The organism is Pseudomonas sp. UBA4194, from assembly GCF_002379585.1.
Lineage (GTDB): Bacteria > Pseudomonadota > Gammaproteobacteria > Pseudomonadales > Pseudomonadaceae > Aquipseudomonas.
Window position 1 is genome coordinate 1 of sequence record NZ_DFUE01000012.1, and the last position, 26623, is coordinate 26623.

24 protein-coding genes are annotated in these 26623 nt (G+C 61.8%); 10 read left to right on the forward strand and 14 right to left on the reverse strand.

Annotated elements, in window-relative coordinates; genetic code table 11:
* Positions 1 to 85: 85 nt before the first annotated feature.
* The 5 genes from B3397_RS02875 to rplU form a co-directional block, all read right to left on the reverse strand.
* Positions 86 to 547: a CreA family protein gene (locus tag B3397_RS02875; protein WP_296247096.1), complete on the reverse strand. Its 462-nt coding sequence runs from the start codon at positions 545 to 547 to the stop codon at positions 86 to 88.
* 19 nt (positions 548 to 566) lie between these two features.
* Positions 567 to 1685 carry a glutamate 5-kinase gene (proB, locus tag B3397_RS02880; protein WP_296247174.1) on the reverse strand — a complete coding sequence of 373 codons (1119 nt, stop codon included), beginning with the start codon at positions 1683 to 1685 and terminating at the stop codon, positions 567 to 569.
* A gap of 183 nt (positions 1686 to 1868) precedes the next feature.
* Positions 1869 to 3089 (reverse strand): Obg family GTPase CgtA, encoded by a 1221-nt coding sequence (gene cgtA, locus B3397_RS02885; protein WP_296247098.1) that lies wholly within the window; start codon positions 3087 to 3089, stop codon positions 1869 to 1871.
* A gap of 185 nt (positions 3090 to 3274) precedes the next feature.
* Positions 3275 to 3532: a 50S ribosomal protein L27 gene (gene rpmA, locus B3397_RS02890; RefSeq protein WP_008371588.1), complete on the reverse strand. Its 258-nt coding sequence runs from the start codon at positions 3530 to 3532 to the stop codon at positions 3275 to 3277.
* Between the two features lie 34 nt (positions 3533 to 3566).
* Positions 3567 to 3881 (reverse strand): 50S ribosomal protein L21, encoded by a 315-nt coding sequence (rplU, locus tag B3397_RS02895; RefSeq protein WP_003176051.1) that lies wholly within the window; start codon positions 3879 to 3881, stop codon positions 3567 to 3569.
* Between the two features lie 239 nt (positions 3882 to 4120).
* On the opposite strand from rplU, the gene B3397_RS02900 reads away from it, so the two are divergent.
* The 3 genes from B3397_RS02900 to B3397_RS02910 all read left to right on the forward strand — a co-directional run bounded on the left by B3397_RS02900 (position 4121) and on the right by B3397_RS02910 (position 6139).
* The gene (locus tag B3397_RS02900) at positions 4121 to 5089 is read left to right on the forward strand and encodes a polyprenyl synthetase family protein (protein ID WP_296247142.1); all 969 of its coding nucleotides are present in this window, start codon (positions 4121 to 4123) and stop codon (positions 5087 to 5089) included.
* Positions 5090 to 5421: 332 nt separating this feature from the next.
* Entirely contained in the window at positions 5422 to 5763 is a 342-nt protein-coding gene (locus B3397_RS02905; protein ID WP_296247145.1) for a zinc ribbon domain-containing protein YjdM, read from the forward strand.
* A gap of 133 nt (positions 5764 to 5896) precedes the next feature.
* Positions 5897 to 6139, forward strand: a complete 243-nt coding sequence (locus B3397_RS02910) for a hypothetical protein (protein WP_296247146.1) — start codon at positions 5897 to 5899, stop codon at positions 6137 to 6139.
* Between the two features lie 168 nt (positions 6140 to 6307).
* Here the strand turns inward: B3397_RS02910 and B3397_RS02915 are convergent, their stop codons facing one another.
* The 5 genes from B3397_RS02915 to B3397_RS02935 form a co-directional block, all read right to left on the reverse strand.
* Entirely contained in the window at positions 6308 to 6925 is a 618-nt protein-coding gene (locus B3397_RS02915; RefSeq protein WP_296247148.1) for an FKBP-type peptidyl-prolyl cis-trans isomerase, read from the reverse strand.
* Between the two features lie 128 nt (positions 6926 to 7053).
* Entirely contained in the window at positions 7054 to 7359 is a 306-nt protein-coding gene (locus tag B3397_RS02920; protein ID WP_296247150.1) for a DUF6482 family protein, read from the reverse strand.
* A gap of 28 nt (positions 7360 to 7387) precedes the next feature.
* The gene (locus B3397_RS02925) at positions 7388 to 7876 is read right to left on the reverse strand and encodes a TIGR00645 family protein (RefSeq protein ID WP_296247152.1); all 489 of its coding nucleotides are present in this window, start codon (positions 7874 to 7876) and stop codon (positions 7388 to 7390) included.
* 102 nt (positions 7877 to 7978) lie between these two features.
* Positions 7979 to 8320 (reverse strand): hypothetical protein, encoded by a 342-nt coding sequence (locus B3397_RS02930; protein WP_296247154.1) that lies wholly within the window; start codon positions 8318 to 8320, stop codon positions 7979 to 7981.
* A 156-nt stretch (positions 8321 to 8476) separates the two neighbouring features.
* Complete coding sequence (locus tag B3397_RS02935) at positions 8477 to 10918, reverse strand: Lon protease family protein (RefSeq protein WP_296247155.1); 2442 nt, start codon at positions 10916 to 10918, stop codon at positions 8477 to 8479.
* Positions 10919 to 11201: 283 nt separating this feature from the next.
* On the opposite strand from B3397_RS02935, the gene B3397_RS02940 reads away from it, so the two are divergent.
* The 3 genes from B3397_RS02940 (at position 11202) to B3397_RS02950 (ending at position 14358) form a co-directional block, all read left to right on the forward strand.
* Positions 11202 to 11690, forward strand: coding sequence for a DUF3015 domain-containing protein (locus B3397_RS02940; RefSeq protein ID WP_296247157.1), 489 nt, complete (start codon positions 11202 to 11204; stop codon positions 11688 to 11690).
* Positions 11691 to 11756: 66 nt separating this feature from the next.
* Positions 11757 to 13610, forward strand: a complete 1854-nt coding sequence (locus B3397_RS02945; protein ID WP_296247159.1) for a DUF4105 domain-containing protein — start codon at positions 11757 to 11759, stop codon at positions 13608 to 13610.
* 250 nt (positions 13611 to 13860) lie between these two features.
* The gene (locus B3397_RS02950; protein ID WP_296247161.1) at positions 13861 to 14358 is read left to right on the forward strand and encodes a GreA/GreB family elongation factor; all 498 of its coding nucleotides are present in this window, start codon (positions 13861 to 13863) and stop codon (positions 14356 to 14358) included.
* A 47-nt stretch (positions 14359 to 14405) separates the two neighbouring features.
* Here B3397_RS02950 and ettA read toward each other — a convergent pair whose 3' ends face one another.
* Positions 14406 to 16070 (reverse strand): energy-dependent translational throttle protein EttA, encoded by a 1665-nt coding sequence (gene ettA, locus B3397_RS02955; protein ID WP_296247163.1) that lies wholly within the window; start codon positions 16068 to 16070, stop codon positions 14406 to 14408.
* A 365-nt stretch (positions 16071 to 16435) separates the two neighbouring features.
* Between ettA and B3397_RS02960 the strand changes: the two genes are divergently transcribed.
* Positions 16436 to 20284, forward strand: coding sequence for a sensor domain-containing protein (locus tag B3397_RS02960; RefSeq protein ID WP_296247165.1), 3849 nt, complete (start codon positions 16436 to 16438; stop codon positions 20282 to 20284).
* A 188-nt stretch (positions 20285 to 20472) separates the two neighbouring features.
* Positions 20473 to 21726, forward strand: a complete 1254-nt coding sequence (gene glyA / locus B3397_RS02965; protein ID WP_296247166.1) for a serine hydroxymethyltransferase — start codon at positions 20473 to 20475, stop codon at positions 21724 to 21726.
* A 164-nt stretch (positions 21727 to 21890) separates the two neighbouring features.
* On the opposite strand, the gene yjiA is transcribed toward glyA, so the two are convergent.
* From yjiA to B3397_RS02980, 3 genes are all read right to left on the reverse strand, one after another.
* Positions 21891 to 22847: a GTPase gene (gene yjiA / locus B3397_RS02970; protein ID WP_296247168.1), complete on the reverse strand. Its 957-nt coding sequence runs from the start codon at positions 22845 to 22847 to the stop codon at positions 21891 to 21893.
* 176 nt (positions 22848 to 23023) lie between these two features.
* On the reverse strand, positions 23024 to 23221 hold the full coding sequence (locus B3397_RS02975) for a YbdD/YjiX family protein (RefSeq protein ID WP_043192786.1): 198 nt from the start codon (positions 23219 to 23221) through the stop codon (positions 23024 to 23026).
* Between the two features lie 18 nt (positions 23222 to 23239).
* A complete protein-coding gene (locus tag B3397_RS02980) occupies positions 23240 to 25306 on the reverse strand; it encodes a carbon starvation CstA family protein (RefSeq protein ID WP_296247171.1) in 2067 nt (688 codons plus the stop codon).
* Between the two features lie 297 nt (positions 25307 to 25603).
* Between B3397_RS02980 and B3397_RS02985 the strand changes: the two genes are divergently transcribed.
* Entirely contained in the window at positions 25604 to 26065 is a 462-nt protein-coding gene (locus B3397_RS02985) for a methyltransferase family protein (RefSeq protein ID WP_296247172.1), read from the forward strand.
* A gap of 40 nt (positions 26066 to 26105) precedes the next feature.
* Complete coding sequence (locus tag B3397_RS02990; protein ID WP_296247173.1) at positions 26106 to 26474, forward strand: PilZ domain-containing protein; 369 nt, start codon at positions 26106 to 26108, stop codon at positions 26472 to 26474.
* The last annotated feature ends 149 nt before the right edge of the window (positions 26475 to 26623 follow it).

Genomic DNA, 26623 nt, shown 5'->3' on the forward strand with positions numbered 1-26623 from the left:
GCTCCCTCTCCCCTAGGGCGATACGGCGGCCCGGGAGAGCTGGGGTGAGGGGACCATTCACCACCGACCTCCCAACCCCCTCAACTCACTCAGCCACCCAAGGCCGAATCGGGATTGCGGTTACCGCATTCTGCGGGCTGCCTTCGATCAACCGATCGCTGTACACCAGATACACCAACGCGTTGCGCTTCTTGTCGTGAAAGCGCACTACCTGCATGGTCTTGAACACCAGCGAGGTGCGTTCCTTGAACACCTCTTCGCCTTCCTTCAAGTCCGCCGGCAGTTGGATGGGCCCCACCTGACGACACGCGATCGATGCCTCGGCACGGTCCTCCGCCAGACCCAGCCCACCCTTGACTCCACCCGCCTTGGCGCGCGACAGATAACAGGTGACGCCAAGGACCTTGGGATCATCGAAGGCCTCGACCACGATACGGTCGTTGGGGCCGACGAACTTGAACACTGTCGATACCTGGCCGATTTCTTCGGCAGCAGCCAGTACGGGCAGCAACATCAGACCGGCCACAGCAGCCTTGAGCACTTTCATCGGGACATTCCTTGGGAGATCAAACGAGGATCAGATTGTCGCGATGCACCAGTTCCGGCTCGGCAATATAGCCCAGCAAGCCCTCGATGGCTTCGGACGACTGACCGATAATTTTCTGCGCCTCCAGGGCGCTGTAGTTGGCCAGACCACGGGCGACTTCGCGACCATCGGGGCCCACACACACCACCATTTCGCCGCGACGGAAGCTGCCCTGCACGACCTTCACCCCTACCGGCAGCAGACTCTTGTGGCCGCTCGTCAGCGCCTGCACGGCGCCGCTGTCGAGCACCAGAGTACCGCGGGTCTGCAGGTGGCCTGCGAGCCACTGCTTGCGGGCCGCGAGCATTTCCCGCTCAGGCGAAAGCAAGGTACCCAGCCGCTCACCCGCCTTCAGGCGATCGAGCACACGCTCGATGCGACCGCCAACGATGACCGTATGGGCGCCGGAACGGGCCGCCAGACGTGCAGCGCGCAATTTGGTCTGCATGCCGCCTCGTCCCAACGCACCGCCGGTGCCGCCGGCCACAGCATCAAGGGCCGGATCATCGGCGCGCGCTTCGAAAATCAGTTGGGCATCGGGATTACTGCGCGGGTCGGCATCGAACATACCGTCGCGGTCGGTGAGGATTACCAGCAGGTCTGCCTCTACCAGGTTGGCCACCAGAGCGGCCAGGGTGTCGTTGTCGCCGAAACGAATCTCGTCGGTGACCACGGTATCGTTTTCGTTGATGACCGGCACCACACCCAGCTCCACCAGCGTGCGCAGGGTGCTACGGGCATTGAGGTAGCGCTTGCGGTCGGAAAGGTCGTCGTGGGTCAGCAGGATCTGCGCGGTATGACGACCATGCTCGGCGAAGCTCGACTCCCAAGCCTGTACCAGCCCCATCTGACCGATGGCCGCGGCAGCCTGCAGCTCGTGCATGCCACTGGGGCGTTTGGCCCAGCCCAGACGACTCATGCCAGCTGCCACCGCACCGGAGGACACCAGCACCAACTCGACACCCGCCTCGTGCAAGGCAACCATCTGCTCGACCCACACGCCCATGGCCGCGCGATCCAGACCTTTGCCATCCGCTGTCAGCAGAGCGCTGCCGATTTTCACGACCCAGCGCTGCGCACCCGTCACCTTGCTCCGCATCATCTGCCAACCTTTGCCCGATAGAAAACAAAAACGCCGCTCATGTGAGCGGCGCTTAGTTTAACACCGAGGATGGTCGGTGATGCGAGAGGGTGTGCGTGTCATCGGGGCCGCATTGCAGGTAGAACCCGCTCCCACAGGCTGGGCCTTGCGGAACTGCGACGGGCCAGCACGCCCGCCCCGTCAATCACGAACGTAGATGATCTCCGGGCCGTCTTCGGCGTCTTCTTCATCCCAATCATCGTCATCACCGATATCGTGCACGCTCTTCACGCCACTGCGGCGCAATGCACGCTGATCGTCCAACGCCTGCAGCTGGGCACGCGCCTCGTCTTCGATACGCTGATCCAGCTCGTTCAGCTCTTCGGCGTACGCCGGGTCACGGGCCAGACGGTCGGCACGGTCTTCCAGGTAGCGCATGATGTCCCGGCTGAGGCGCTCGGTGCCTTCGCCGGCAATGGCCGAAATCACATAGACCGGACCTTCCCACTCCAGACGATCGACGATCTCCTTGACCCGCTCCTCGTGCTCTTCCTCGAGGATCTGGTCGCACTTGTTCAGCACCAGCCAGCGCTCGCGCTCGGCCAAGGACGGACTGAACTTGACCAGTTCGTTGACGATCACTTCGGCAGCATCGGCAGCGCTGGTTTCATCCAGCGGCGCCATGTCTACCAGGTGCAGCAGCACCCGCGTACGTGCCAGGTGCTTGAGGAAACGAATACCCAGGCCCGCGCCGTCGGAGGCACCCTCGATCAAGCCGGGGATGTCGGCGACCACGAAGCTCTTCCAGCGGTCGACGCTGACCACACCCAGGTTCGGCACCAAGGTGGTGAAGGGATAGTCGGCAACCTTCGGCTTGGCAGCCGACACCGACCGAATGAACGTGCTCTTGCCCGCGTTCGGCAGGCCCAGCAGACCGACGTCTGCCAACACTTTCATTTCCAGCTTCAGATCGCGCTGCTCACCCGGCTTGCCTGGCGTGGTCTGCCGGGGCGCGCGGTTGGTACTGGACTTGAATCGGGTGTTACCCAGACCGTGCCAGCCACCGTGCGCGACCAGCAAGCGCTGACCGGCCTTGACCAGGTCACCGATGATTTCCTGCGTGGCGGAGTCGATTACCGTGGTACCGACCGGTACGCGCAGCACTAGGTCTTCACCCTTCTTGCCGGTGCAATCGGTGCTGCCGCCATTGGAGCCGCGCTCGGCGTCGAAATGACGGGTATAGCGGTAGTCCACCAGCGTGTTGAGGTTCTCGTCGGCGATCATGTAGATCGAGCCGCCGTCACCACCGTCACCGCCGTTGGGGCCGCCATTCTCAATGAATTTTTCGCGGCGGAAACTCATGCAGCCATTGCCGCCGTCACCCGCCTTCACGCGAATGGACACTTCATCTACAAACTTCATGAAAAATACGCCTCTCGCCACGCGGACGAGCTAATGAACCTGAAACGTAAGGCTCTTGCAAAAATGAGCGCGGCAAACCCGTCAACGACTCTCGCACCGACAGCCCATGCAAACCTTTGCAAGAGACTCACTCCATAAACGAAAAAGCCCCGTCGCAAGACAGGGCTTCTCCAGCGACGTCGCGATTAAGCTGCGACAACGCTCACGTAACGACGACCGAAGGCGCCCTTTACTTCGAACTTGATCACGCCTGCGACTTTAGCGAACAGGGTGTGATCTTTACCCATGCCAACGCCGTAGCCAGCGTGGAATTGGGTGCCGCGCTGACGCACGATGATGTTGCCTGGGATGATAGCCTGGCCGCCATACATCTTCACGCCAAGGCGTTTGGCTTCTGAGTCGCGACCGTTACGGGTACTACCACCAGCTTTTTTGTGTGCCATGAGTCAATTCTCCTAGTGAGGGATTAGGCTGAAATTAAGCCTGAATACCGGTGATTTTGATCTCGGTGTACCACTGGCGGTGGCCCATGCGCTTCATGTGGTGCTTACGACGACGGAACTTGATGATGCGGACTTTATCGTGACGACCTTGGGAGATCACTTCAGCCACAACGGTAGCGCCAGCAACAACTGGAGCGCCGATGTTCACGTCATCGCCATTGGCGACCAACAGAACGCGATCAAAGGTAACGGATTCGCCAGTGGCGATTTCCAGTTTTTCGATCTTCAGGTATTCACCTGGGGCGACCTTGTATTGCTTGCCACCGGTAACGATTACTGCGTACGACATGGTATTTCTCCGATAATCCTGCTCACCCAGCTCTTTATAAGTAGAGTGTCGGCTGGCATGGCTGCATGGGTTGGAACGCCCCAAATGCAATTGCGTAAGGCAGGTGCTGCCCAGGAAGTTCAGGGTGCGCGATTGTACGCAAGCCAGGCGTGGCTGACAAGAGGCCGTCCATCGCGCCTTGACACACTCCTACCCGCAACCTAGCATGCCGCGCAACCCTTCTGGAGCGACTCTCGCTGATGCAACCCCAAGCTTTCTACCGCGCGGTGGCGGACGATTTTAGCGCCGTCGACGAGATCATCAAGAAGCAGCTGACCTCGCGCGTGCCGCTGGTGTCGAAAATCGGCGACTACATTACGTCTGCCGGGGGCAAACGGCTGCGTCCTTTATTGGTGCTGTTGTGTGGCAAGGCCCTGGGCCGCGAGGGCGACGACCTGCGCCTGCTGGCAGCCACCATCGAATTTCTGCACACCGCGACGTTGCTGCATGACGACGTGGTCGACATGTCGGGCATGCGCCGTGGTCGCTCTACGGCCAACGCCATGTGGGGCAACGCGCCGAGCGTGCTGGTGGGTGACTTCCTGTACTCTCGCTCTTTCGAAATGATGGTCGAGCTGGGCTCGATGCCGGTCATGAAGATCCTGTCCCAGGCCACGCGCATCATCGCCGAAGGCGAAGTGTTGCAGTTGTCCAAGGTGCGGGATGCCAGCACCACCGAAGAAACCTACATGGAAGTGATTCGCGGCAAGACGGCCATGCTGTTCGAAGCCTCGACCCATAGCGCTGCTGCCCTTGCCGGCGCCAGCGCCGAACAAAGCGAGGCACTGCGCACCTTTGGCGATCACCTTGGCGTTGCTTTCCAACTGGTGGACGACCTGCTGGACTACCGCGGTGACGCGGACACGCTGGGCAAGAACGTCGGTGACGACCTGGCAGAAGGCAAGCCGACGCTGCCGCTGATCTACACCATGCGCGAAGGCACGGCCGAGCAAGCCGCGCTGGTACGTCAGGCGATCCAGAAAGGGGGCATCGAGGACCTGGAGAGCATCCGCGCAGCCGTGGAAAGCTCTGGCGCGCTGGACTACACCGCGCAACTGGCCCGTGACTACGTGGCCAAGGCCATTGCCCAGCTCGAAACCTTGCCAGCCAGCGAATACCGTGATGCCTTGGTCGAATTGAGCGAATTCGCGGTGGCGCGTACGCACTGATTCGGCGGCGCTTCTTTCGCGGCTGTACGCCGCTCCTACAGGGATCTTCATACACCAGATAGTGCTGTGGGGGCGAATTCGCGGTTGCGCGTACGCGTTGATTCCGCGGCGCTCCTTTCGCGGCTGAACGCCGCTCCTACAGGGATCTTCATACACCGGATATTGCTGTGGGGGCGAATTCGCGGCTGAACGCCGCTCCTACAGGTGGCCGCGTTTCCTCTGTAGGAGCGGCGTGAAGCCGCGAAGGGGCCCGCACAGCCACCGCTGCCCCCTCCCTCCGCAAAAACCCTATATACTGCGCGCCTTTATTTCCCTGCCCCTCGAGGAACGCCGTGAGCACCCTGCCGCCCTGCCCCAAATGCCAGTCCGAATACACCTACGAAGACGGCACCCAACTGATCTGCCCGGAATGCAGCCACGAATGGTCGGCGTCCGGCGATGACACCTCGGGCAGCGACGACAAGGTCATCAAGGACTCGGTAGGCAACGTGCTGACCGACGGCGATACCATCACCGTTATCAAGGACCTCAAGGTCAAGGGCTCTTCTCTGGTGGTCAAGGTGGGCACCAAGGTCAAGAACATCCGCCTGTGCGACGGTGACCACGATATCGACTGCAAGATCGACGGGATCGGCGCCATGAAGCTCAAGTCCGAGTTCGTGCGCAAGGTCTGAATCCTGCGGGCCAACCCCATGGCCTGGTGAAGCCCGACAGGTGGCGACATCTGATCGGGCTTTTTTCAAATAGTCTCTTGCTATTATTTGAATAAGAATTATTCTCATTGAAAGCCTTCAAGGAGAATGACTCATGACCTATCTGATCGATGCCTGGCTGGACCGTCCTCACCCTTACCTGCGGATCCTGCATCGGGAAACCGGCGAAGTGTGCGCGGTGCTGGGGGAAGAAGCGTTGGACGAACTGCGGGATCAGGGGGACCTGGATCTCAGTGGCTTGAATTCCAGCGAACCGATCGTGCTGAAGGAGATGGTGCGTAATCTGTTCCTGTTCTGCTATGCCCGGGCGTTGCGCCCCATGGGTGAGTTGCATTGAGGGGGGATTGGGGTGAATGGCCGCCAAGGCGGGACGCGGCTTACGCCGCTGCTACAGAGCCGGAACAACTTCACCCGAGCCCGTAAAACCGGGATACCCGGGCCCCGCACACACCACCTGTAGCACCGGCGTAAGCCGGGTCCCGCCCCCGCCTCAAAACTAAAACCGTTACAGAACTTCCAGCAGCTCCACGTCGAACACCAGCACGCTGTGCGGCGGGATGCTGCCTACGCCCTGAGCGCCGTAGGCCAGTTCGCTAGGCACATGAACGCGCCACTTGCTGCCGGCGGTCATCAATTGCAGCGCTTCGGTCCAACCTGGAATCACGCCGTTGACCGGAAATTCAGCCGGCTCGCCACGGTTGTAGGAGCTGTCGAACACGGTGCCGTCGGTCAGGGTGCCGTGGTAATGCACACGCACGGTGCTGTCACCGGCTGGCTTGGCGCCGTCGCCGCTGCTCAGCACTTCGTACTGCAGGCCGCTTGGAGTGGTGGTGACTTCGTCACGCTTGGCGTTTTCAGCCAGGTAGGCACGGCCTTCGCCGGCCGCTGCTTCGGCCTTGGCCTGTTGCTCGGCCTGCATGATCTCGCGGATGACCTTGAAGCTGGCGTTCAGCTCTTCTTCGCTGACACGGCTTTCGTGGCCGCGGAAGGCGTCGGTCAAGCCTACCAGAATGGCTTCCAGGCTCACGCCCGGTGGCGGGTTGTCACGCAGTTGGCCGCCCAGTTGGCGGCCAATGCCGTAGCTAACGCGGGTTTCGTCGGTCGACAATTGTACTTCGGACATAACACTGCTCCGCTGCTGGGCCGCGCCACAGGCTTCATCCGCGATGAAGGACGCGCCCCGATCAAAAGGGCGAGCAGACTAGCACACTGGGTGCCGGCAAATCTTGCGCCGAGCCGTGTACCGCCCTCCTACAAGTGCGAACGGAAAGCGATGGGCACGCGCAGCGGCGCTTCGGCGCGATCGCCCAGGCCACACATTTCGTCGTGGGCCGAGGCATGCACCAAATGAAAGGGCAGTACGGGAATCGGTTCGAGTACCTGCCGAGCGTGCTCCACCGAACGCAGGTGGCGAGCATTGCCGCGCTCGTCCTTGAGCAACGTGGCGCGTTGGCCGCTGCGCGCCTCGAGCAGATAGATGCCACCCTCAATGGAGATCAGGTTCAATTCTTCGATACTGCCGGCGTTGGCCTGGCGAGCGAGTTCGTCAAAGGTCATGCCTGTCTCCCGGGGTGTGCTGTGTCGATCAGTGCTTGGTGACCTTGTCCAGGTAGCCCATCGCAAAGGCCGAGACCACGAAGGTCATGTGAATGATCACGTACCACATCAGGTACTGCGGATCGATGTTCCTGGCGTCCATGAATACGCGCAGCAGGTGGATCGAGGAGATGGCCACGATCGATGCAGCGACTTTCATCTTCAGCGAGGAAGAGTCCATTTTGCCCAGCCAGCTGAGCTTTTCGACACCGTCTTCGATATCCAGTTGCGAGACGAAGTTCTCGTAGCCGGAAATCATCACCATCACCAGCAAGCCGCCGACCAGGGCCATGTCGATCAACGACAGCAGCACCAGGATCACATCGGCTTCGGCCATGGCGAAGATATTGGGCAGGACGTGGAAGATTTCCTGAAAGAATTTCAGCGCCAGGGCCAGCAGGCCCAACGACAGACCGACGTAGATCGGCGCCAGCAACCAGCGCGAGGCGTACATGGTTTTTTCGATGAAGCGTTCCATTGAGGCTCACAGGGTGGTGGAAAATGGCCCCGATTATAGCCACCCCCATGACAAAGAACGACGTGCGGCTTTGTGTCGCACGCCGGCCCGTCCCCCTGTGGCTCAGATTTCCGGGCGGAACTGGTAGTTGCCCAGGTTCTGGCAGCGCTCGCCATTGATCTTGCGCAGCTGACTTTGCAGATGCAGGCACCATATCTGCGGGTCCTGGGCAACGCTGTAGCCATGTAGGGTCAAGCTGTCGACGATGGCGTTGAGCACTGACTCGGCGACGAAGGGTCCATGGAAGGGCCCCTGAGCCTTGAGCGCCGAAGGCTGCTCGCCCGCCATTCCGGCGGCGAACAACAAGGTCCACATGCCGTTGTCACCGGCCAGCGGGCGGATACTGCATTCGATACGGGTCACCAGACCCAGGCATTGACGTGTGAGACTGAGGCTGCGCGGCATGGCGACGATCCTCCGATGAACCCGTATTCAGCCCGTCACGTCTGGAGGGGGCTGTTGCAATCCAGCGAGTGATGGATTCCCTGGATTGAGGATAGAAGGGATTTGGCAGGTTGGCAGGGGACCATTCACCGCAGATCCCGACCCCAACCCCCATCATCAGATCACCGGCTTCACCTCAGCCAGCTCCTCCTGCGCATGTTCTTTCTCGGCCTCCTTCAGATCTTCCTCGCTGATCATCTCGGCAATCACCCGTAACCGCTCCACTACTCGAGCGTTGATGCTGCCCTCCGGAAACTCGCCATTCTCGTTCGGCTCACCGGCAGGCTCTCCGGCCAACAAACTCAATGCTTCGTCGGCCTGACGCACCGCGTAGACATGGAACTTGCCGTCACGCACCGCCTGCAGCACCTTTTCGTCCAGCATCAGGGTCGCCACGTTCGCCTGGGGAATGATCGCCCCCTGCTCGCCGGTCAGCCCGCGCGCCTCGCACAGCCGGAAGAAGCCTTCGATCTTCTCGTTGACCCCACCCACCGCCTGAACTTCACCGAACTGGTTGATCGAACCGGTAATCGCAAAGCACTGCTTGAGCGGGGTTTTCGACAGGGCCGAAATCAAGGTGCAGGCCTCCCCCAGCGATGCACTGTCGCCATCCACGTAACCGTAGGACTGCTCCAGGGCAATACTGGCGGAAATGGCCAGAGGAAATTCCTGCGCATAACGGCTGCCCAGATAGCCGGTGAGAATCATCACGCCCTTGGAGTGAATCGGCTGTCCCAGGTTGACCTCGCGTTCGATGTCGACGATGCCGCTGCCGCCCGGATACACGGTGGCGGAAATACGCGCCGGGACGCCGAATGCCGAGTCGCCCACTTCCAGTACCGTCAGGCCATTGCACTTGCCGACCGCGGCGCCCGCGGTGTCGATGAGGATGATCCCGGCCAGCATGTCGTCCAGAATCCTGGCCGACACTCGCCCGGTGCGCGTCGCCTTGGCTTTCAGGGCACGGTCGATGTGCCCGGCGTCGGTGCGCTCTTCGTTGGCCAACTGGCGAATGAAGTCCGCCTCGCTCACCAGCTGGAACAGATCACCGATGCGCGCCGACAGACGCCCCTGATTTTCCGCCAGACGCGCGCTGTAGGTGGCCAGACGCGCCACGGCATCGCCAGTGAGCGGCGCCATGCCCTCCTCCGACGTTCGCGTCTTGAGCAGTTGGGCGAACTGCTCCAGGCTCTCGTCGACCATCGGGATGTCTTCATCGAAGTCCACCAGCACCCGGAACATCTCCTGGAAATCCGGATCGTGATCCTGCAAGGCGTAGTACAACTGCCGCGCGCCGATGATGATGACCTTGACCTGCAGCGGGATCATCTGCGGCGTCAGGGTGATGGTGGCCAGGCGGCCGAACTCACCCAGGGGTGATTCCATCTTCAGCTTGCGCGATTGCAAGGCGCGCTTCAGGGCGTCCCAGACAAACGGCTCGCCAAGCATCTTGTCGGCTTCCAGAATCAGGAAGCCGCCGTTGGCGCGATGCAAGGCGCCCGGGCGCAGTTGCTTGTAGGTGGTGTAGAGCGCGCCTTGATCGGTGCTGTACTCGATCCGACCGAACAGGTTGTCGTAGGTCGGGTGCGGTTCGAACACCACCGGTGCGCCGCCGCTCGCGTGATGACCCACCACCAGGCTGGGGCTGTATTGCTCTTCGAGCAGCTTGCGCGCCACGGCATCGGTCTTGCTGTCGTCCACCAACTGCTCGACCACGGTCTTGAGCAGGTTGATCTGAATGGCTTGCAGATACCCGCACACCGCAGCGTTCTCGGCGTACTTTTCCGACAACGGCGCCAGCAACGGCTGCAATGCCAGGGTGATGGTCTCTTCGTTGAGCTGGCGCAACTGGTTGCTCGACTCGCGCTTCCATTGCGGCAAGCTGGCCAACTCTTCGTTGAGGCGCTCTTCGAGGTTGGAAATATCGGTGTGGAAGCGCTCGCGGTCGGCTTCGGGCAACTGCGCGAACTCCGCTTCGTCCAGCGCCTTGCCGTCCAGCATTGGGGTGAAGGCAATATTGCTGGCATCGCGATAGAGGGCGATGTCCTTTTCCAGCGAGAGCTTTTCGATCACGTCCAGGGCGCGGTCGTAGCGCTGATTGAACGCGCGATCGATGGCGCTTTTCTTCTGCTGATAGGACGGGTGCTCGAACACCGCCGGAAAGGTCGCCAGCAGGTTGTCGATCAGGCCGCCGATATCGCTGATGAACGCCCCGGCGCTACCGGGCGGCAGCTCCAGCGCGCGTGGCTCGCGCGGCTCATCGAAATTGTTGACGTAGACCCAGTCGGCGGGCGTTTGCAGACGCTTGCCTTCAGCCTTGAGGTAGCGTTTGACGAACGAGAACCGGCCGGTGCCGGGCTCGCCCATGACGAACACGTTGTAGCCTGGGCGGGGCATGGCGACGCCGAACTGCAAGGCTTCGACGGCGCGCTCCTGGCCCAATACTCCGCGAAAAGGCTCCAGATCATTGGTGGAAGTGAAGTTGAACTGTTCAGCAGAGAACGGACGTGTCAGCGCTTCAGGCGCAAGACGCAGGCTGGCAGCTACAGGATCGGGCATCGGGCATCCTTACTTCAGGCGGGGCAGATGGGGGCATTCTGGGCGCTTCTGCGTGCGGCCCGCAAGTCGAACCGGGTTTGTGTGGCGGTCTGGGGAATGTGGAGGGATGGAACGGGGGGGATGAGCCGCGGCAAGACGCGGCTTACCTCGCTGCGACGTTTTTTCTGCGGAACTGCCAGGCCGTGCCTAAACTCCAAGTTACGCGGCTGGAGAAACAACCGGCCCGTCCTGGATTGCCAGGAACCTAGACCCTTAGTATGCACACCATAAAGAGAACAACGCTATGAAACGGATTCTGCTGGGTACTCTGTTCGCCGCCGTCTCGATCAACGCCATGGCGCAAGCGCCAGGCGGACCAGACTGTGGTTGGGGCAACATGCTGTTCGAAGGCCAGCGCGGCACACCGGCGCACTTCCTGGCTTCCACCACCAACGGCACTTCCGGTAACGCCACCTTCGGCATGACCTCGGGCACCAACGGCTGCTCCACCAATGCAGCGCTGACCTACGGCGGCAAATCCTGGATCGCCATGAACGGCATGATGGACGAGCTTTCCGAAGACATGGCCAAGGGTCAGGGCGAAGCGCTGACTACCTACGCCGTGGTATTGGGCGTAGCGCCGGAAGACCGCGCCTACTTCCAGTCGGTCACCCATGAGCACTTCCAGCAGATCTTCAGCAGCGCCGATTCCACTGCTGAAGACGTCCACAACAACACCCTGGCCGTTCTGAAGAGCGACCCACGTCTGGCCAAATACGCCACCCAGGCTTAAGCTCGACCCGCCCGTCCCTTTCGGGGCGGGCATCCCCCTCCGATTCCGCCGAACTAGTTGCCGACAATGCTCAAACGCCTTGCCTATCTGGCGCTCTGTGTCTGCGCCCCGCTGTATGCCGCACCCCATCTGGATGCCCAGCGTCTGCAACAATTGGCCAATGAGCCCTATTGGATTTCCGTCGGTCATTACGAACGCGCCAAGCTCAGCGGCTGGCGCAGCTATGTGGATGACCGCAAGTTTTTCCTCAGTCCCGACGGCGCACATCACCCCGACGCCGAGCTGGCTGCAACCCTGCAAGCGATCTACGCCCCTGCCAGCGCCGGTGACCAGCACGCCCAATGCGTGTTTCCAGCGCGTACCCGCTGGCTACGGGAACAACTGCAGCTTACCGATCTGCCGGCTGTGAACTGCGCCGAGTTCGACAAATGGTTCAGCGACGTATCCCCACACAGCGCCGTATTGATCTTTCCCGCGGCCTACCTCAACAGCCCTTCGTCGATGTTCGGCCATACCTTGCTGCGCATCGATCAGGCGGATGTACAGAGCAACAACACCGCCCTGCTCAGCTATGCGATCAACTTCGGCGCTTACGTGGAAGGCAGCGACAACAGCATCCTGTACGCCTGGAAAGGTCTGGCTGGCGGTTATCCCGGGTTGTTCGCCCTGGTGCCCTATCAGGAAAAGCTGTCCGAGTATCGCAGCCTGGAAAATCGTGACCTGTGGGAGTACCGCCTCAATCTGACGCCGGAGGAAACCGGCCGGATGGTGGAGCATGTGTGGGAACTCAAGCAGGTGCAGTTCGATTACTTTTTCTTCGACGAGAACTGCTCGTATCGCTTGCTGGAGTTGCTGCAGGTGGCCCGCCCAGGCCTGGACCTGACCTCGCAGTTTCCGCTGACGGCCATTCCCACCGATACGGTCAAGGCCGTGAAGGCCGCCGGTCTGGTGGAGAAGATCGACTACCGCGCCTCCCGCGAGCGGGAACTGCTGGAGCGTGCCAAGCCATTGACCGTGGACGAGCAGCACTGGGTGCAGCAGATCGCCGCCGATACCGGGCTGATCGAAGGTGCCGAGTTCCAGGCGCTGGCCAAGGACCGCCAGGCGCTGATTCAGGATGCCGCCTTCCGCCTGGAACGCTATCGCGCCACCGGGCAGGAGCGTGACCCGGCTCGCACACAACGCAGCTTCCAGTTGTTGCGGGCCATCAACCGCAACCCACCTCCGCCGCTGAACATCGAACGGCCCGGCTTGCCGGAAGACGGCCATCGGTCGCGGACCTGGAGCCTCGGCGCCGGCAGCCGTGACGGGGAGGCTTTCGCTGAATACGGCCTGCGCATGGCTTACCACGACCTCAACGACAACGCCGAAGGCTTCCCGCTGGGTGCGCAGATCGAGATCCTTGGCCTCAAGGTGCGTCAGTACGAGGGTAACCGCTGGCAGGTGCAGCAGCTGGACCTGGCCACCATTCGCTCGCTGACGCCGCGCAATGCGCTGCTGCAGCCTTGGTCATGGCAAGTCACCGGGGGCCTGGAGCGCGTGTTGGGCAAGCATGGCGACGAGAATCTGGTGTCCCATGTCAACGGCGGCGCCGGTGCTACCTGGCAACTGAGCGACAATGTGTTGGGCTTTGCCCTGGGCACGGCGCGGGTCGAGCACAACAATGACTTCGCCGAGTTCGTATCCCCTGCTGCTGGGTTTGACAGCGGCGTATTGTGGAAGAACGGCCTGGGCAACTTCAGTCTTGAAGGCAAGGGTGATTATTTCACCAACGGTGAGGTGCGCCGCAGCCTGAGCCTGAACCAGCAATGGGAATTGAGCCGCGACCTGGGGCTGCGGCTCAGTGCACAACGGGAATTCAGCCACCTCAGTTCGCCGCGCAATGAAGTGATGCTGGAAGTGAAGTGGTATCACTATTGACGGATTTGTGACATTGGGTTGACGAGGGTTGCACGGTTGATGGTCCAGGCTTGGGGCGTGCGGGCAGGGCTTATCGGCACCCATAGTTGCCGATGCAACTATGACGAGATATTGCGGCCTAACTTCTACAAGCAACCGTTCTTGTAGGAGTCGGGCTTGCCCGCAAAGTGCATCGTCGTCGCGACGATGGCTTTAGCGGCCCTCCTACACAAGCAGGGCGAGTTGTACCGCCCCACAAGGGAGGAACACCATGAGCCGCGCATTCGTGAACGAAGACCAGGCCGCCGATCAGGCGAGCCAACCGGTGGAGCGCATGATCAGCGCCCAGCCCAACTACGTCACCGCCAGCGGCCTGGCGCAACTGCAGGCCCGTGTGGCCGAAGTGCAAGTGCTGCAGGCCGAACAGTCAGCCATGGGCGAACGCGCCGACCGTCAGCGGGTGGCGGATTTGAATCGTGACATGCGTTATTACCAGCATCGTCTGCAGCATGCTCAAGTGGTTGCACCGGTCACCTCGACCGCTAAGGTGCAGATCGGCAGCTGGGTAACCTTTGCCGACGAACATGGGGATGAGCAGCGGGTATGCCTGGTGGGTGAGGATCAGGCCGATGCCGGAGTTGGCCTGGTGAATTGGGGCTCGCCACTGGGCCGGGCACTGTTGGGTGCATCCGTGGGTGAAGAGCGGGTATGGCAACGGCCGGCAGGTGATTTGACGGTCGAAGTGGTAGGGATCGAGACCTGCCCATAAAGCAGTGACATAAAAAAGGGGCCTTCAACGTGAAGGCCCCTTTTTCGTCACGCCAACTTCTTGTGGCGTACCCGGTGTGGCTGTGCAGCCGCTTCACCCAGGCGCTTCTTGCGATCGGCTTCGTACTCGGTGTAGTTGCCTTCGAAGAACACGGCTTGGGAGTCGTCTTCGTAGGCCAGGATGTGCGTGGCCACCCGGTCAAGGAACCACCGATCGTGAGAGATCACAATGGCGGCGCCCGGGAAGTCCAGCAGGGCTTCCTCCAAGGAACGCAAGGTTTCCACGTCCAGGTCGTTGGACGGTTCGTCGAGCAGCAGCACGTTGCCGCCCTCCTTCAACGTCAATGCCAGATGGAGCCGGCCGCGCTCACCACCGGACAGGTCCTTGACGAACTTCTGCTGGTCACCGCCCTTGAAGTTGAAGCGACCGACGTAGGTGCGTGACGGGATCTCGTAGTTGCCGATGCGGATGTTGTCCGAACCGTCGGAGATCTGCTGGAACACGGTCTTGCTGCCGTCCAGGTCGTCACGGCTCTGGTCGACGCAGGCCAATTGCACGGTTTCACCGACTTCGATGGTGCCGGAGTCTGGCTGCTCCTTGCCCATGAGCATACGGAACAGGGTGGATTTACCCGCACCGTTACCGCCGATCACGCCGACGATGGCGCCCTTGGGCATGGCGAACGACAGGTTGTCGATCAGTACGCGGTCGCCGTAGCCCTTGGAAACGTTCTTGAATTCGATGACCTTGTCACCCAGGCGCGGACCGGCCGGAATGTAGATCTCGTTGGTTTCCGAACGCTTCTGGAATTCCTGCGACTGCATCTCTTCGAAACGCTGCAAGCGAGCCTTGGACTTGGACTGGCGGGCCTTGGCGCCTTTGCGCACCCACTCCAGTTCTTCCTTCATGGCTTTTTCGTGAGCCGATTGCTGTTTGGATTCCTGGGCCAGACGATCCGACTTGGCTTCCAGCCAGCCGGAATAGTTGCCTTCATAAGGAATGCCGGCACCGCGGTCGAGTTCCAGAATCCAGCCGGCGACGTTGTCGAGGAAGTAACGGTCGTGCGTGATCGCCACCACGGTGCCCGGGAAGTCGTGCAGGAAGTGCTCCAGCCAGGCGACGGAATCGGCGTCCAGGTGGTTGGTGGGCTCGTCGAGCAGCAGCATGTCGGGCGCCGACAGCAACAGACGGCACAATGCCACGCGGCGCTTCTCGCCACCGGAGAGGTGTTCGACCTTGGCATCCCAGGCCGGCAGGCGCAGGGCGTCGGCGGCGACTTCCAACTGGCGCTCCAGGTTGTGGCCGTCGCTGGCTTGCAGAATGGCTTCGAGCTTGGCTTGCTCGGCGGCCAGCTTGTCGAAGTCGGCGTCGGGCTCGGCGTAGGCCGCGTAGACCTCGTCCAGGCGGGCCTGGGCGTCCTTGATCACGCTGACGGCTTCCTCGACCACTTCGCGAACGGTCTTGTTCGGATCAAGTTGCGGCTCTTGCGGCAGATAACCTACGTTGAGCTCGGGCATTGGACGGGCTTCGCCGTCGAATTCCTTGTCCACGCCAGCCATGATTTTCAGCAAGGTGGATTTGCCCGAACCGTTGAGGCCGAGCACGCCGATCTTGGCGCCGGGGAAGAAGGACAGGGAGATGTTCTTGAGAATTTCCCGCTTCGGCGGAACGACTTTGCTCAGCCGATGCATGGTGTAGACGTATTGAGCCATGGATAAAACCTGGATAAAAAAGGCGCGAGACAGTGGATGGAAGCTTGGGCTCCCGCAAGGGGTTCAAAGCTACCGGAATGCGGGAGTCAGGGCAAACCAGCGATGACCCTGTAGCAGCGGATTCATCCGCGTCGGGCCTCACCGGGTTGGGCCTGATGCACCGCGGGGGGGCCGGACGCGGATGAATCCGCTGCTACAGGGTGGATCGTTGATCGCGTTGGGGCGGGGGCGCCGCGGGGGATGGCATGTCTGTGAGCGACAGGCAGCTGGCACTTAGCCATAAGTCAGGGCATGCTAGCCGCGTTCGGGCGCTACAGCTTATAGTGCGTACTGTAACAATCGTGTTTCACTCGCAGGATCTCAGTTTGACCGACCTCAATCAGCCGTCTTCCCTGCGCGCCCCAGCAGCCGCGACGGGCACCCCATTGCACGGTTCGTTGAAAAGCGCGCTGGCCGTACTGGTGCTGATGCTTCTACTGCTGCTGCTGTGGCAACTGGTCGATCAGTTCCAACGTACACAGGCTGACCAACGGCTGCACAGCATCGACTCCAGTGCGGACCTGGCCGACCACGTCAATCTGAACATGGCGCTCAATGCCCAGATCGTCATGAGCCAGTTGCTTACCACCCAGCCGTTCCCCAGTACGCGCGAACAGGCTCAGGTGGTGGCTCGCCTGCAACGCAGCGCGCCCGAACTGCAAAGCCTGGCCTGGCTGAGCGGTGATGGCCGAGTGATCGCCGACAGCCTGGGCGAAACTCCGGATGCACCGGTGATCGGCACTCTGGTGCGCAGCCTGGAGGGTGACAGCCACTTCTACAGCAACAGCCCCGGCGCCAGCACGGTCTATCTGCTGATTCGCCAGCCGGGTGAGAACACCAACGGCTACTGGCTGCTGCGCATGAGCCCGGCGGTGATCACCCGGCTGATTCGTCAAGTCGACCGCGAACAGCAACCGGGCTGGCTGCTGGAAAATCGCCGCGAACAGGCAGTAATCAGCCGTGGCGCGCAGTTGCCCCCCACACCGGCTGCGCTGAGCGAGGCCGAGCGGGAACAAAGTGTCCTGCAGACCCCGCTCAACCACAGCGACTGGCAACTGCGCAGCCTGTTCGATGCCGAGCAGGCACGCCTGGCCCTGCTTCCCCCGCTGGTCGGCAAATGCCTGCTGGGTCTGGGGCTGTCGCTGCTGCCGCTGTTGGCCTTGCTGAGCATGCGTCGTCGCCAGCGCGAGCTCAATGAAGAGCGCCGACGCTATCAGGAGATCTTCGAAGGCACCGGCGTGGCGCTGTGCGTGCTGGACCTGTCTGGCCTGCTGGCGTTTTTCGAGCGCAGCGGTCTGCACACAGCGGCGGATTTCGAGCAGTGGCTGCTGGCCAATCCGCTGCCGCGCCGCAGCTTGCTGCAGGAGCTGCGGATCACCGAGGTCAATGAGGTTGCCCTGCGGGTTTTGCAGGTTCAGTCCAGCGAGCAGGCCTGGAAGAAGCTCATCGACAACTGCCCCCTGGACCCCGAAAGCGTCGGCCACCAGATCGTCCGCGCCCTCATCGGCCGCCAGCACCTGCTGGAGCTGGAGATTCGCCTGCAGGACGCCGACGGTCAGGACCAGCATTTGTGGCTGATGGTGCGCTTCCCCGAACAGGCACAGGACTACCGCGCGGTCATCCTCAGCATCAGCGACATCACCAGCCGCAAGAGCGCGCAACTGTCACTGGCCGAGCGCGAAGCATTCTGGTCGGACGTGATCCGCACCGTGCCCGATCATCTTTATGTGCAAGACGTGCACAGCCAACGGATGATCTTCAGCAACCACCATATCGGCATGACCCTGGGCTACGACAAGGCCGACCTGGCCAAGCTCGGCGAGTTCTTCTGGGAGCGCCTGCTGCACAGCGACGACGCTACCCTTTATCACAAGCAACGCCAGTTCCAGCGCGAGAACGGCCACGCCCAGCAGCTGCAATGCCAGCTGCGCTTCCTGCATCACGACGGTTCCTGGCGCCGCTTCGAGATTCGTGAGCAAGCCCTGGCGCGTCACAGCGATGGCCAGGCCACGCGCATCATTGGCGTGGCCAAGGACATCACCGAGCAGATCGAAGCCAGCGAGTCGTTGCGCGAGAGCGAAAAACGCCATCGCATGCTCGCCGAGAGCATCAGCGACGTCATTTTCTCTACCGATAACCGCCTGGCGCTGAACTATGTCAGCCCTTCGGTACAGACGGTGCTGGGCTACGAGCCTACCTGGGTGCTGGACAACGGCTGGCAGTCGGTGCTGGCCAACCCCACCCAGATGACCGGCATCGAAGCGCTGCTGAACAAGGTTCATCGCTCGCTCAATGTGCCGGCGCAACTGGCCGCCCTGCGCACCCAGATGAAGACCCAGGTGTTCATGCTCGATTGCCTGCGCAACGATGGCCTGAAGATTCCCATCGAGCTGCGCCTGGTGCTGGTGTGGGACGATCATGGCACCTTCGAAGGCGTCCTGGGCGTTGGCCGCGACGTCAGCCAGCAGCGACGTGCCGAGAAAGACCTGCGCATGGCCGCCACGGTGTTCGAGCATTCGACCTCGGCGATCCTGATCACCGACCCGGCCGGCTATATCGTCCAGGCCAACGAAGCGTTCAGCCGAGTCAGCGGCTACGCGGTGCACCAGGTGCTGGACCAGTTGCCCAACTTGCTGACTGTGGACGATCAACAGGAAGCGCACCTGCGCTATGTTCTCAAGCAGTTGCAGTTGCGCGGCACCTGGGAGGGCGAAGTCTGGCTCAAGCGTCGCAATGGCGAGCACTATCCGGCGTGGGTGGGGATTACTGCCGTGCTGGACGATGAGGGCGACCTGGCCAGCTACGTATGCTTCTTCAGTGACATCAGCGAGCGCAAGGCCAGCGAACAGCGCATTCATAGGCTGGCGTACTACGACGCCTTGACCCACCTGCCCAACCGTACGCTGTTCCAGGACCGGCTCTACAACGCCCTGCAACAGGCCGAGCGGCAGCAGGCCTGGGTGGTCCTGATGTTCCTGGACCTGGACCGTTTCAAGCCGATCAACGATTCTCTGGGCCATGCCGCCGGCGACCGCATGCTCAAGGACATGGCCACCCGCCTGCTGGGCTGCGTCAACGACGACGACACCGTGGCGCGCATGGGCGGTGACGAATTCACCCTGCTGCTGCAACCCAAGGCGACCCGTGAACTGGCGTTGAACCAGGCCATTCATGTGGCCGAGCAGATCCTCGCCAGCCTGGTCAAACCTTTCGTGCTGGAAGGCCGGGAGTTCTTCGTCACCGCCAGTGTCGGCATCGCCCTGAGCCCACAGGACGGCAGCGAGCTGAGCCAGCTGATGAAGAACGCCGACACCGCGATGTACCACGCCAAGGAACGCGGCAAGAACAACTTCCAGTTCTACCAGGCCGACATGAACGCCACGGCGCTGGAGCGCCTGGAGCTAGAAAGCGACCTGCGCCACGCCCTGGAGCAGCAGGAGTTCGTGCTGTATTACCAGCCGCAGTTCAGCGGCGACGGCAAGCGTCTGACCGGGGCCGAAGCCTTGCTGCGCTGGAATCATCCACGCCGGGGCCTGGTGCCGCCGGGGGATTTCATTCCGGTGCTCGAAGAACTGGGCCTGGTGGTGGACGTTGGCGACTGGGTGCTGACCGAGGCTTGTCAGCAACTCAAGGCCTGGCATCAGGCCAAGGTGCGGGTGCCCAAAGTGTCGGTGAACATCTCGGCACGGCAGTTCTCCGACGGCCTGCTGGGCACGCGCATCGCCACCATTCTGGAACAGACCGGGCTGGCGCCGGCGTGCCTTGAACTGGAGCTGACCGAGAGCATCCTGATGCGCGAAGTCGACAAGGCGATGGTGATTCTCGACTCCTTGAAACAACTGGGCCTGAGCATTGCGGTGGACGACTTCGGTACAGGCTATTCGTCGCTCAACTACCTCAAGCAGTTCCCCATCGACGTGCTGAAGATCGACCGCACGTTCGTCGATGGCCTCCCCGAGGGCGAGCAGGACGGCCAGATCGCCCGGGCCATCATCGCCATGGCCCACAGCCTCAACCTGTCGGTGATCGCCGAGGGGGTGGAGACCCATGAGCAGCTCGGCTTCCTGCGCGAGCATGGCTGCGACGAAGTGCAGGGCTATCTGTTCGGCCGGCCGATGCAGGCGCACCGGTTCGAAGCGCAGTTCAGCAATGCGGCGTTGTTCATGGTGGATTGAGGTGTGTGCCGGGCCGTCGGGCCCCGCACACACATTCTGTGGGAGCGGGTTCCGCCCGCGATAGCCTCACCTGGGTCGGCCTGCATGAACCCCACTCGTCCACACAATGACTGCCTTTCATATGCCAGACAAAAGCCTATGAGGTAGAATGCCCGCCTTTCCCAACATCCCGATCCTTGAGGACCGCCATGTTCAGCCGTAGCCAGACACTCGCCAAGTACGATGCCGATCTCTTTGCCGCCATGGAGCAAGAAGCTCAGCGTCAGGAAGAGCACATCGAGCTGATCGCCTCGGAAAACTACACCAGCCCCGCCGTCATGGAAGCCCAGGGCTCGGTGCTGACCAACAAGTATGCCGAAGGCTATCCAGGCAAGCGCTACTACGGCGGCTGCGAGTACGTCGACGTGGTCGAGCAACTGGCCATCGACCGCGCCAAGGAGCTGTTCGGCGCCGACTACGCCAACGTCCAGCCACACGCCGGTTCCCAGGCCAACAGCGCGGTCTACCTGGCCCTGCTGCAGGCCGGTGACACCATTCTGGGCATGAGCCTGGCCCACGGTGGTCACCTGACCCACGGCGCCAGCGTGTCTTCCTCGGGCAAGCTGTACAACGCCGTTCAGTACGGCATCGACGCCAATGGCCTGATCGACTACGACGAAGTCGAGCGCCTGGCTGTCGAGCACAAGCCAAAAATGATCGTCGCCGGTTTCTCTGCCTACTCGCAGATCCTCGACTTCCCGCGCTTCCGTGCCATCGCCGACAAGGTCGGTGCCTACCTGTTCGTCGACATGGCCCACGTGGCCGGTCTGGTCGCCGCTGGCGTCTACCCGAACCCGGTGCCCTTCGCCGACGTGGTCACCACCACGACCCACAAGACCCTGCGCGGTCCCCGTGGCGGTCTGATCCTGGCCCGTGCCAACGCCGACATCGAGAAAAAACTCAACTCGGCGGTATTCCCGGGCGCCCAGGGCGGCCCGCTGGAGCACGTCATCGCTGCCAAGGCGGTGTGCTTCAAGGAAGCGCTGCAGCCTGAGTTCAAGGCTTACCAGCAACAAGTGGTGAAAAATGCCCAGACCATGGCCAAGGTGTTCATCGAGCGCGGCTTCGATGTGGTCTCCGGCGGTACCGAAAACCACCTGTTCCTGCTCTCGCTGATCAAGCAGGACATCTCCGGCAAAGACGCCGATGCGGCCCTGGGCAAGGCGTTCATCACCGTCAACAAGAACTCGGTGCCCAATGATCCACGCTCCCCGTTCGTGACTTCCGGCCTGCGCTTCGGTACGCCAGCCGTGACCACTCGTGGCTTCAAGGAAGCCGAGTGCCAGGAACTGGCTGGCTGGATCTGCGACATCCTGGCCGACCTGAACAACGAAGCGGTGATCGACGCCGTGCGTGAGAAGGTCAAGGCCATCTGCGCCAAGCTGCCGGTCTATGCCGCTTGATAGCAGTGCGTTGATGTAGAAAAGCCCGGCTCATTGAGTCGGGCTTTTTTTTGTGGGGTGTCAGTGATGGCCTTATCGCGGGCAGAGCCCGCTCCCACAAGGGTTATCGTCGCAGCAGATCCCTGTGGGAGCGGGCTCTGCCCGCGATAGGGCCGGCACAACCGCTACAAATCCTCAAACCCCGCCCGAATCTTCGCCTCCGGCAAATCATCGGCAATGAACACCATCACACTCTCGCGCTTCTCGCCCTCGGCCCATTCGGTGTCCCAGTCGAAGCCATACAACTTCAACACCCCCTGAAACACCAACCGACGGTCCTCGCCGGCAATGCTCAACACGCCCTTGTAGCGCAGCAGCTGCTTGCCGTGCTCCTCCAGCAAGCCGTTCATGAAGGTGCTGAGGCGGTCGATATCCAGCGGTTTGTCGGTCCGCAGCACCATGCTGGCGATGCGATCGACGCTGGGCGCCTGGCTGACCGGACGCAAGGACAGACCGGCATTGAGGTTGAAACCACGCACATCGAGCAACTCGGCCAGGTCGATCTGGCCGTGGTCGACCACACGAATCGGCGCCCGTCGATTGATGCGGGTCAGGCGTTCGCTGAGCTCGGCGAACACCGAAGGCGCCACCAGGTCGGTCTTGCTGACCAGCAAGCGGTCGGCGAAACCGACCTGGGCCTGGGCGATGGTCTGGGCCAGATGAGTGCCGGCGTGGGCTGCATCCACCAGGGTGATGATGCCGTCCAGAATGTAGCGTTCGCGCAAGTCTTCGTCGATGAAGAAGGTTTGCGCCACCGGCGCAGGGTCGGCCAGGCCGGTGCACTCGATCACCAGCCGGTCGAAGGCGATCTCGCCGCTGTCCAGACGCTCCAGCAGCAGGTACAGCGCCTTGGTCAGGTCGGTGTGAATGGTGCAGCACACGCAGCCATTGGCCAGGGTCATGACCTGTACCGGCTCGTCGCCCAGCAGCTGGTTGTCGATACCGGCATCGCTGAACTCATTCTCGATGACCGCAATCTTCAGGCCGTGTTCGGCCTTGAGCAGGTAGCGCAGCAAGGTGGTCTTGCCGGCGCCGAGGAAGCCGCTGAGGATGGTGACGGGGATGGGGGTTGGTGCGGACACAGCGGTTACCTCTGGAATCCATGAAATGCAGATGGCCCCATCGCGGGCAGAGCCCGCTCCCACAGATGATGTTCGCAGCTTTGACGATCAACGATCGCGCTGAATATCCCTGTGGGAGCGGGTTCTGCCCGCGATGAGGCCATCACCTGCAACACACCTCTACGAGATGCCCTGCCTCAACAACACTTGGGCCCACCCTTGCCGCCGTATCGGGCCTCCTGGCGTTCCCGAAAGAACGCCTCGTAGTCCATCATCGGCTTGTCCGGGTGCTTGGTCTGCATGTGTTCGACGTAATTGTCGTAATCGGGCATGCCCACCATCAGCCGTGCAGCCTGGCCAAGGTACTTACCCAATTTACTCAAGTCATTGAACATGGCAGTGTCCCTCGGTCATCACGCATTGGGGAACGCCTGGAATGGCGCTTCCTTGTCGGTGCGTTCTTTCTTGCCCCAGGCGGCGACGCCCACTTTCAAGGCAAAGAACAGAATGCTGAAGACCACCAGCAGGAACAGTACCGTCAGGGTGGCGTTGGTGTAGGCGTTGAAGATCACGTGCTGCATCTGCTCCACGCTCTTGGCCGGGGCGATCACCTGGCCTTGGGCCAGGGCGTCGCTGTACTTCTTGGCCAGGGCCAGGAAACCGACCGCGGGGTTGGAATCGAACAGCTTGATCAGACCCGCCGTGGTGGTGCAGATCAGCAGCCACACGGCCGGCAGCATGGTGACCCAGATGTAGCGCTGGCGCTTCATCTTGATCAGTACCACGGTGCTCAGCATCAGGGCGATACCGGCCAGCATCTGGTTGGAGATACCGAACAGCGGCCACAGGGTGTTGATGCCGCCCAATGGATCGATCACGCCCTGGTACAGCAACCAGCCCCACATGGCCACACAGCCGGCGGTGGCGATCAGGTTGGCGGTCCAGTTTTCCGTGCGTTTGAGGGCGGGCACGAAAGAGCCCAGCAGGTCTTGCAGCATGAAGCGGCCGGCACGGGTACCGGCATCCACCGCGGTCAGGATGAACAAGGCCTCGAACAGGATCGCGAAGTGGTACCAGAACGCCATGGTGTTCTCACCCGGCAGGACCGAATGCAGAATCTGCGCGATACCCACCGCCAGCGTTGGCGCACCCCCGGCACGGGCCAGAATGGTGGTTTCACCGATGTCATGGGCGACCGCCTGCAACGCCTCCGGGGTGATGGCAAAGCCCCAGCTACTGACGGCTGCGGCTACCGAAACCACATCGCTGCCGACCACGGCGGCCGGGCTGTTCATGGCGAAGTAGACGCCAGGCTCGATCACCGAAGCGGCGACCATGGCCATGATGGCCACGAACGACTCCATCAGCATGCCGCCGTAACCGATGTAGCGGGCGTTGGTCTCGTTGTCCAGCAGCTTGGGCGTGGTGCCCGAGGAAATCAGCGCATGGAAACCGGATACCGCACCGCAGGCGATGGTGATGAACAGGAACGGGAAGAGCCCGCCTTTCCATACCGGCCCGGTGCCGTCGGTGAACTGGGTCAGGGCCGGCATTTTCAGCTCTGGCATGGTCACAAGGATGCCGATGGCCAGGGCGATGATGGTACCGATCTTGAGGAAGGTCGACAGGTAGTCGCGCGGTGCCAGGATCAGCCACACCGGCAGGACCGCGGCGACGAAACCGTAGCCGATCAGCATCCAGGTGATCTGCACGCCGGTGAAGGTGAAGGCCTTGGCCCACACCGGATCGGCGGCGACCTGGCCACCCAGGTAGATGGACAGCAGCAACAGCGCCACGCCGATCACCGAGATCTCGCCGATGCGGCCCGGGCGGATGTAGCGCATGTAGATGCCCATGAACATCGCGATCGGGATGGTCGCCATCACTGTGAAGATGCCCCATGGGCTTTCAGCCAAGGCCTTGACCACGATCAGCGCCAGCACCGCGAGGATGATGATCATGATCAGGAAACAGCCGAACAGCGCGATGGTGCCAGGGATGCGGCCCATTTCCTCGCGCACCATGTCGCCCAGGGAGCGACCGTTGCGACGGGTGGAAAGGAACAGCACCATGAAGTCCTGCACCGCGCCGGCCAGCACCACGCCGGCGATCAGCCAGAGTGTGCCGGGCAAATAGCCCATCTGCGCTGCCAGTACCGGGCCTACCAATGGGCCGGCGCCTGCGATGGCCGCGAAGTGGTGACCGAACAGGATGTGTTTATTGGTGGGAACGTAGTCCAACCCGTCGTTGTTGAGCACCGCTGGGGTGGCCCGGCGGGGGTCGAGTTGCATGACGTTGTTGGCGATGAACAAACTGTAGTAACGGTAGGCCACCAGGTAGATGGCCACTGCCGCGACCACAATCCACAAGGCGTTGATTGCTTCACCACGGCGCAGCGCAACCACGCCGAGCGCGCAGGCACCGATGATTGCCACGATCAGCCACGGTAAGTGGCGGAGCGGGCTGCTATTATTTTTCATATTGTTATTTCCAGCTCAGTGGATGAGTGTCAGCACTGTCGAGTCTAGCGATTTTTTGGCCGATGACCATCCCCCACGTTGGTCTAGAGCGGTCGCGCGCCGAAGCCCTGTCGCACTGGCGTAAGCCGGGTCAAGCACACCACCGTACCCAACGTTACTGCGGGGGCGGGACGCGGCTTACGCCGCTGCTACAGGTGCGGGTTACGGGTTACGGGTTACGGGTTACGGGTTACGGGTGCGATGAAACGTCATGGGTGGTTGGTGGTCGCAATAACCAAGCCCTCAGCGAGCCAGCCCATGCCTCAGCCACCCGCCCAAGCCGCACTGCCCCCGCCGTTGCTGTACCTGGCCTTCATCGCGGTCGCCATCGCCCTGAGCTATGCCCTGCCCGTTCCTCTGCCCGCCAACAGCTGGACGGCCGCCTCGGCCGTGGCGCTGATCATTCTCGGTCAAGGTCTGTCGTTCTGGGCAATGCTGCTGTTCAAGCGCCAGCACACCGCAACGAGCAACTTCGATGCGCCCAAGCAATTGCTGCGCGAAGGGCCCTTCGCGATTTCCCGCAACCCCATCAATCTGGGCGACACCGCTGCCTATGCCGGGCTCGCGCTGTTGATGGGGAGCCTGTGGCCCTGGCTGCTGCTGCCCGTGCTGCTGTACCTGATGAACTGGCTGGTGATTCGCCCGGATGAGATCCAGCTCGAAGCGCTGTTCGGTGATACCTATCGCCAATATTGTCGACGGGTTCGCCGTTGGCTGTGAGCCGCTGGGCTATAGTCAGGGCACTGCCGAGGACTTGAACATGACCGAACATCACGCCGAACGCCGGCGCTTCAAACGCATCGCTTTCGATGCCCAGACCGAACTGCGCCAGGGCACTCACCGCTGGCCGGTGAAACTTGTAGACCTGTCGCTCAAGGGTCTGTTGATCGAAAAGCCAGAGCCGTGGCTGGGCGACTCGACGCGTCCGTTCAATGTCGATGTGAAATTGAGCCCGGAGCATGATGTGGTGATGGAGGTGGAGCTGGCCCATGATGACCAGGGTCAGCTGGGGTTCCGGTGCACTCATATCGGGTTGGAGTCTGCGACTCACCTGCGGCGCTTGATCGAGCTTAATCTGGGGGACCCGGATGAGCTGAACCGGGAGCTGGGGGCTTTGCTGGAGGTCTGAGACCTGCGGCGCCCGGACCGGCCAATCGCGGGTAGAACCCGCTCCCACACCGGACCGCGTCCATCCAATGCCCTTCAGACAGACCCCCTGAAAGCCCACACCCACCTCACCCCCCCTGTGGGAGCGGCTTCTACCCGCGATGGCCCCAG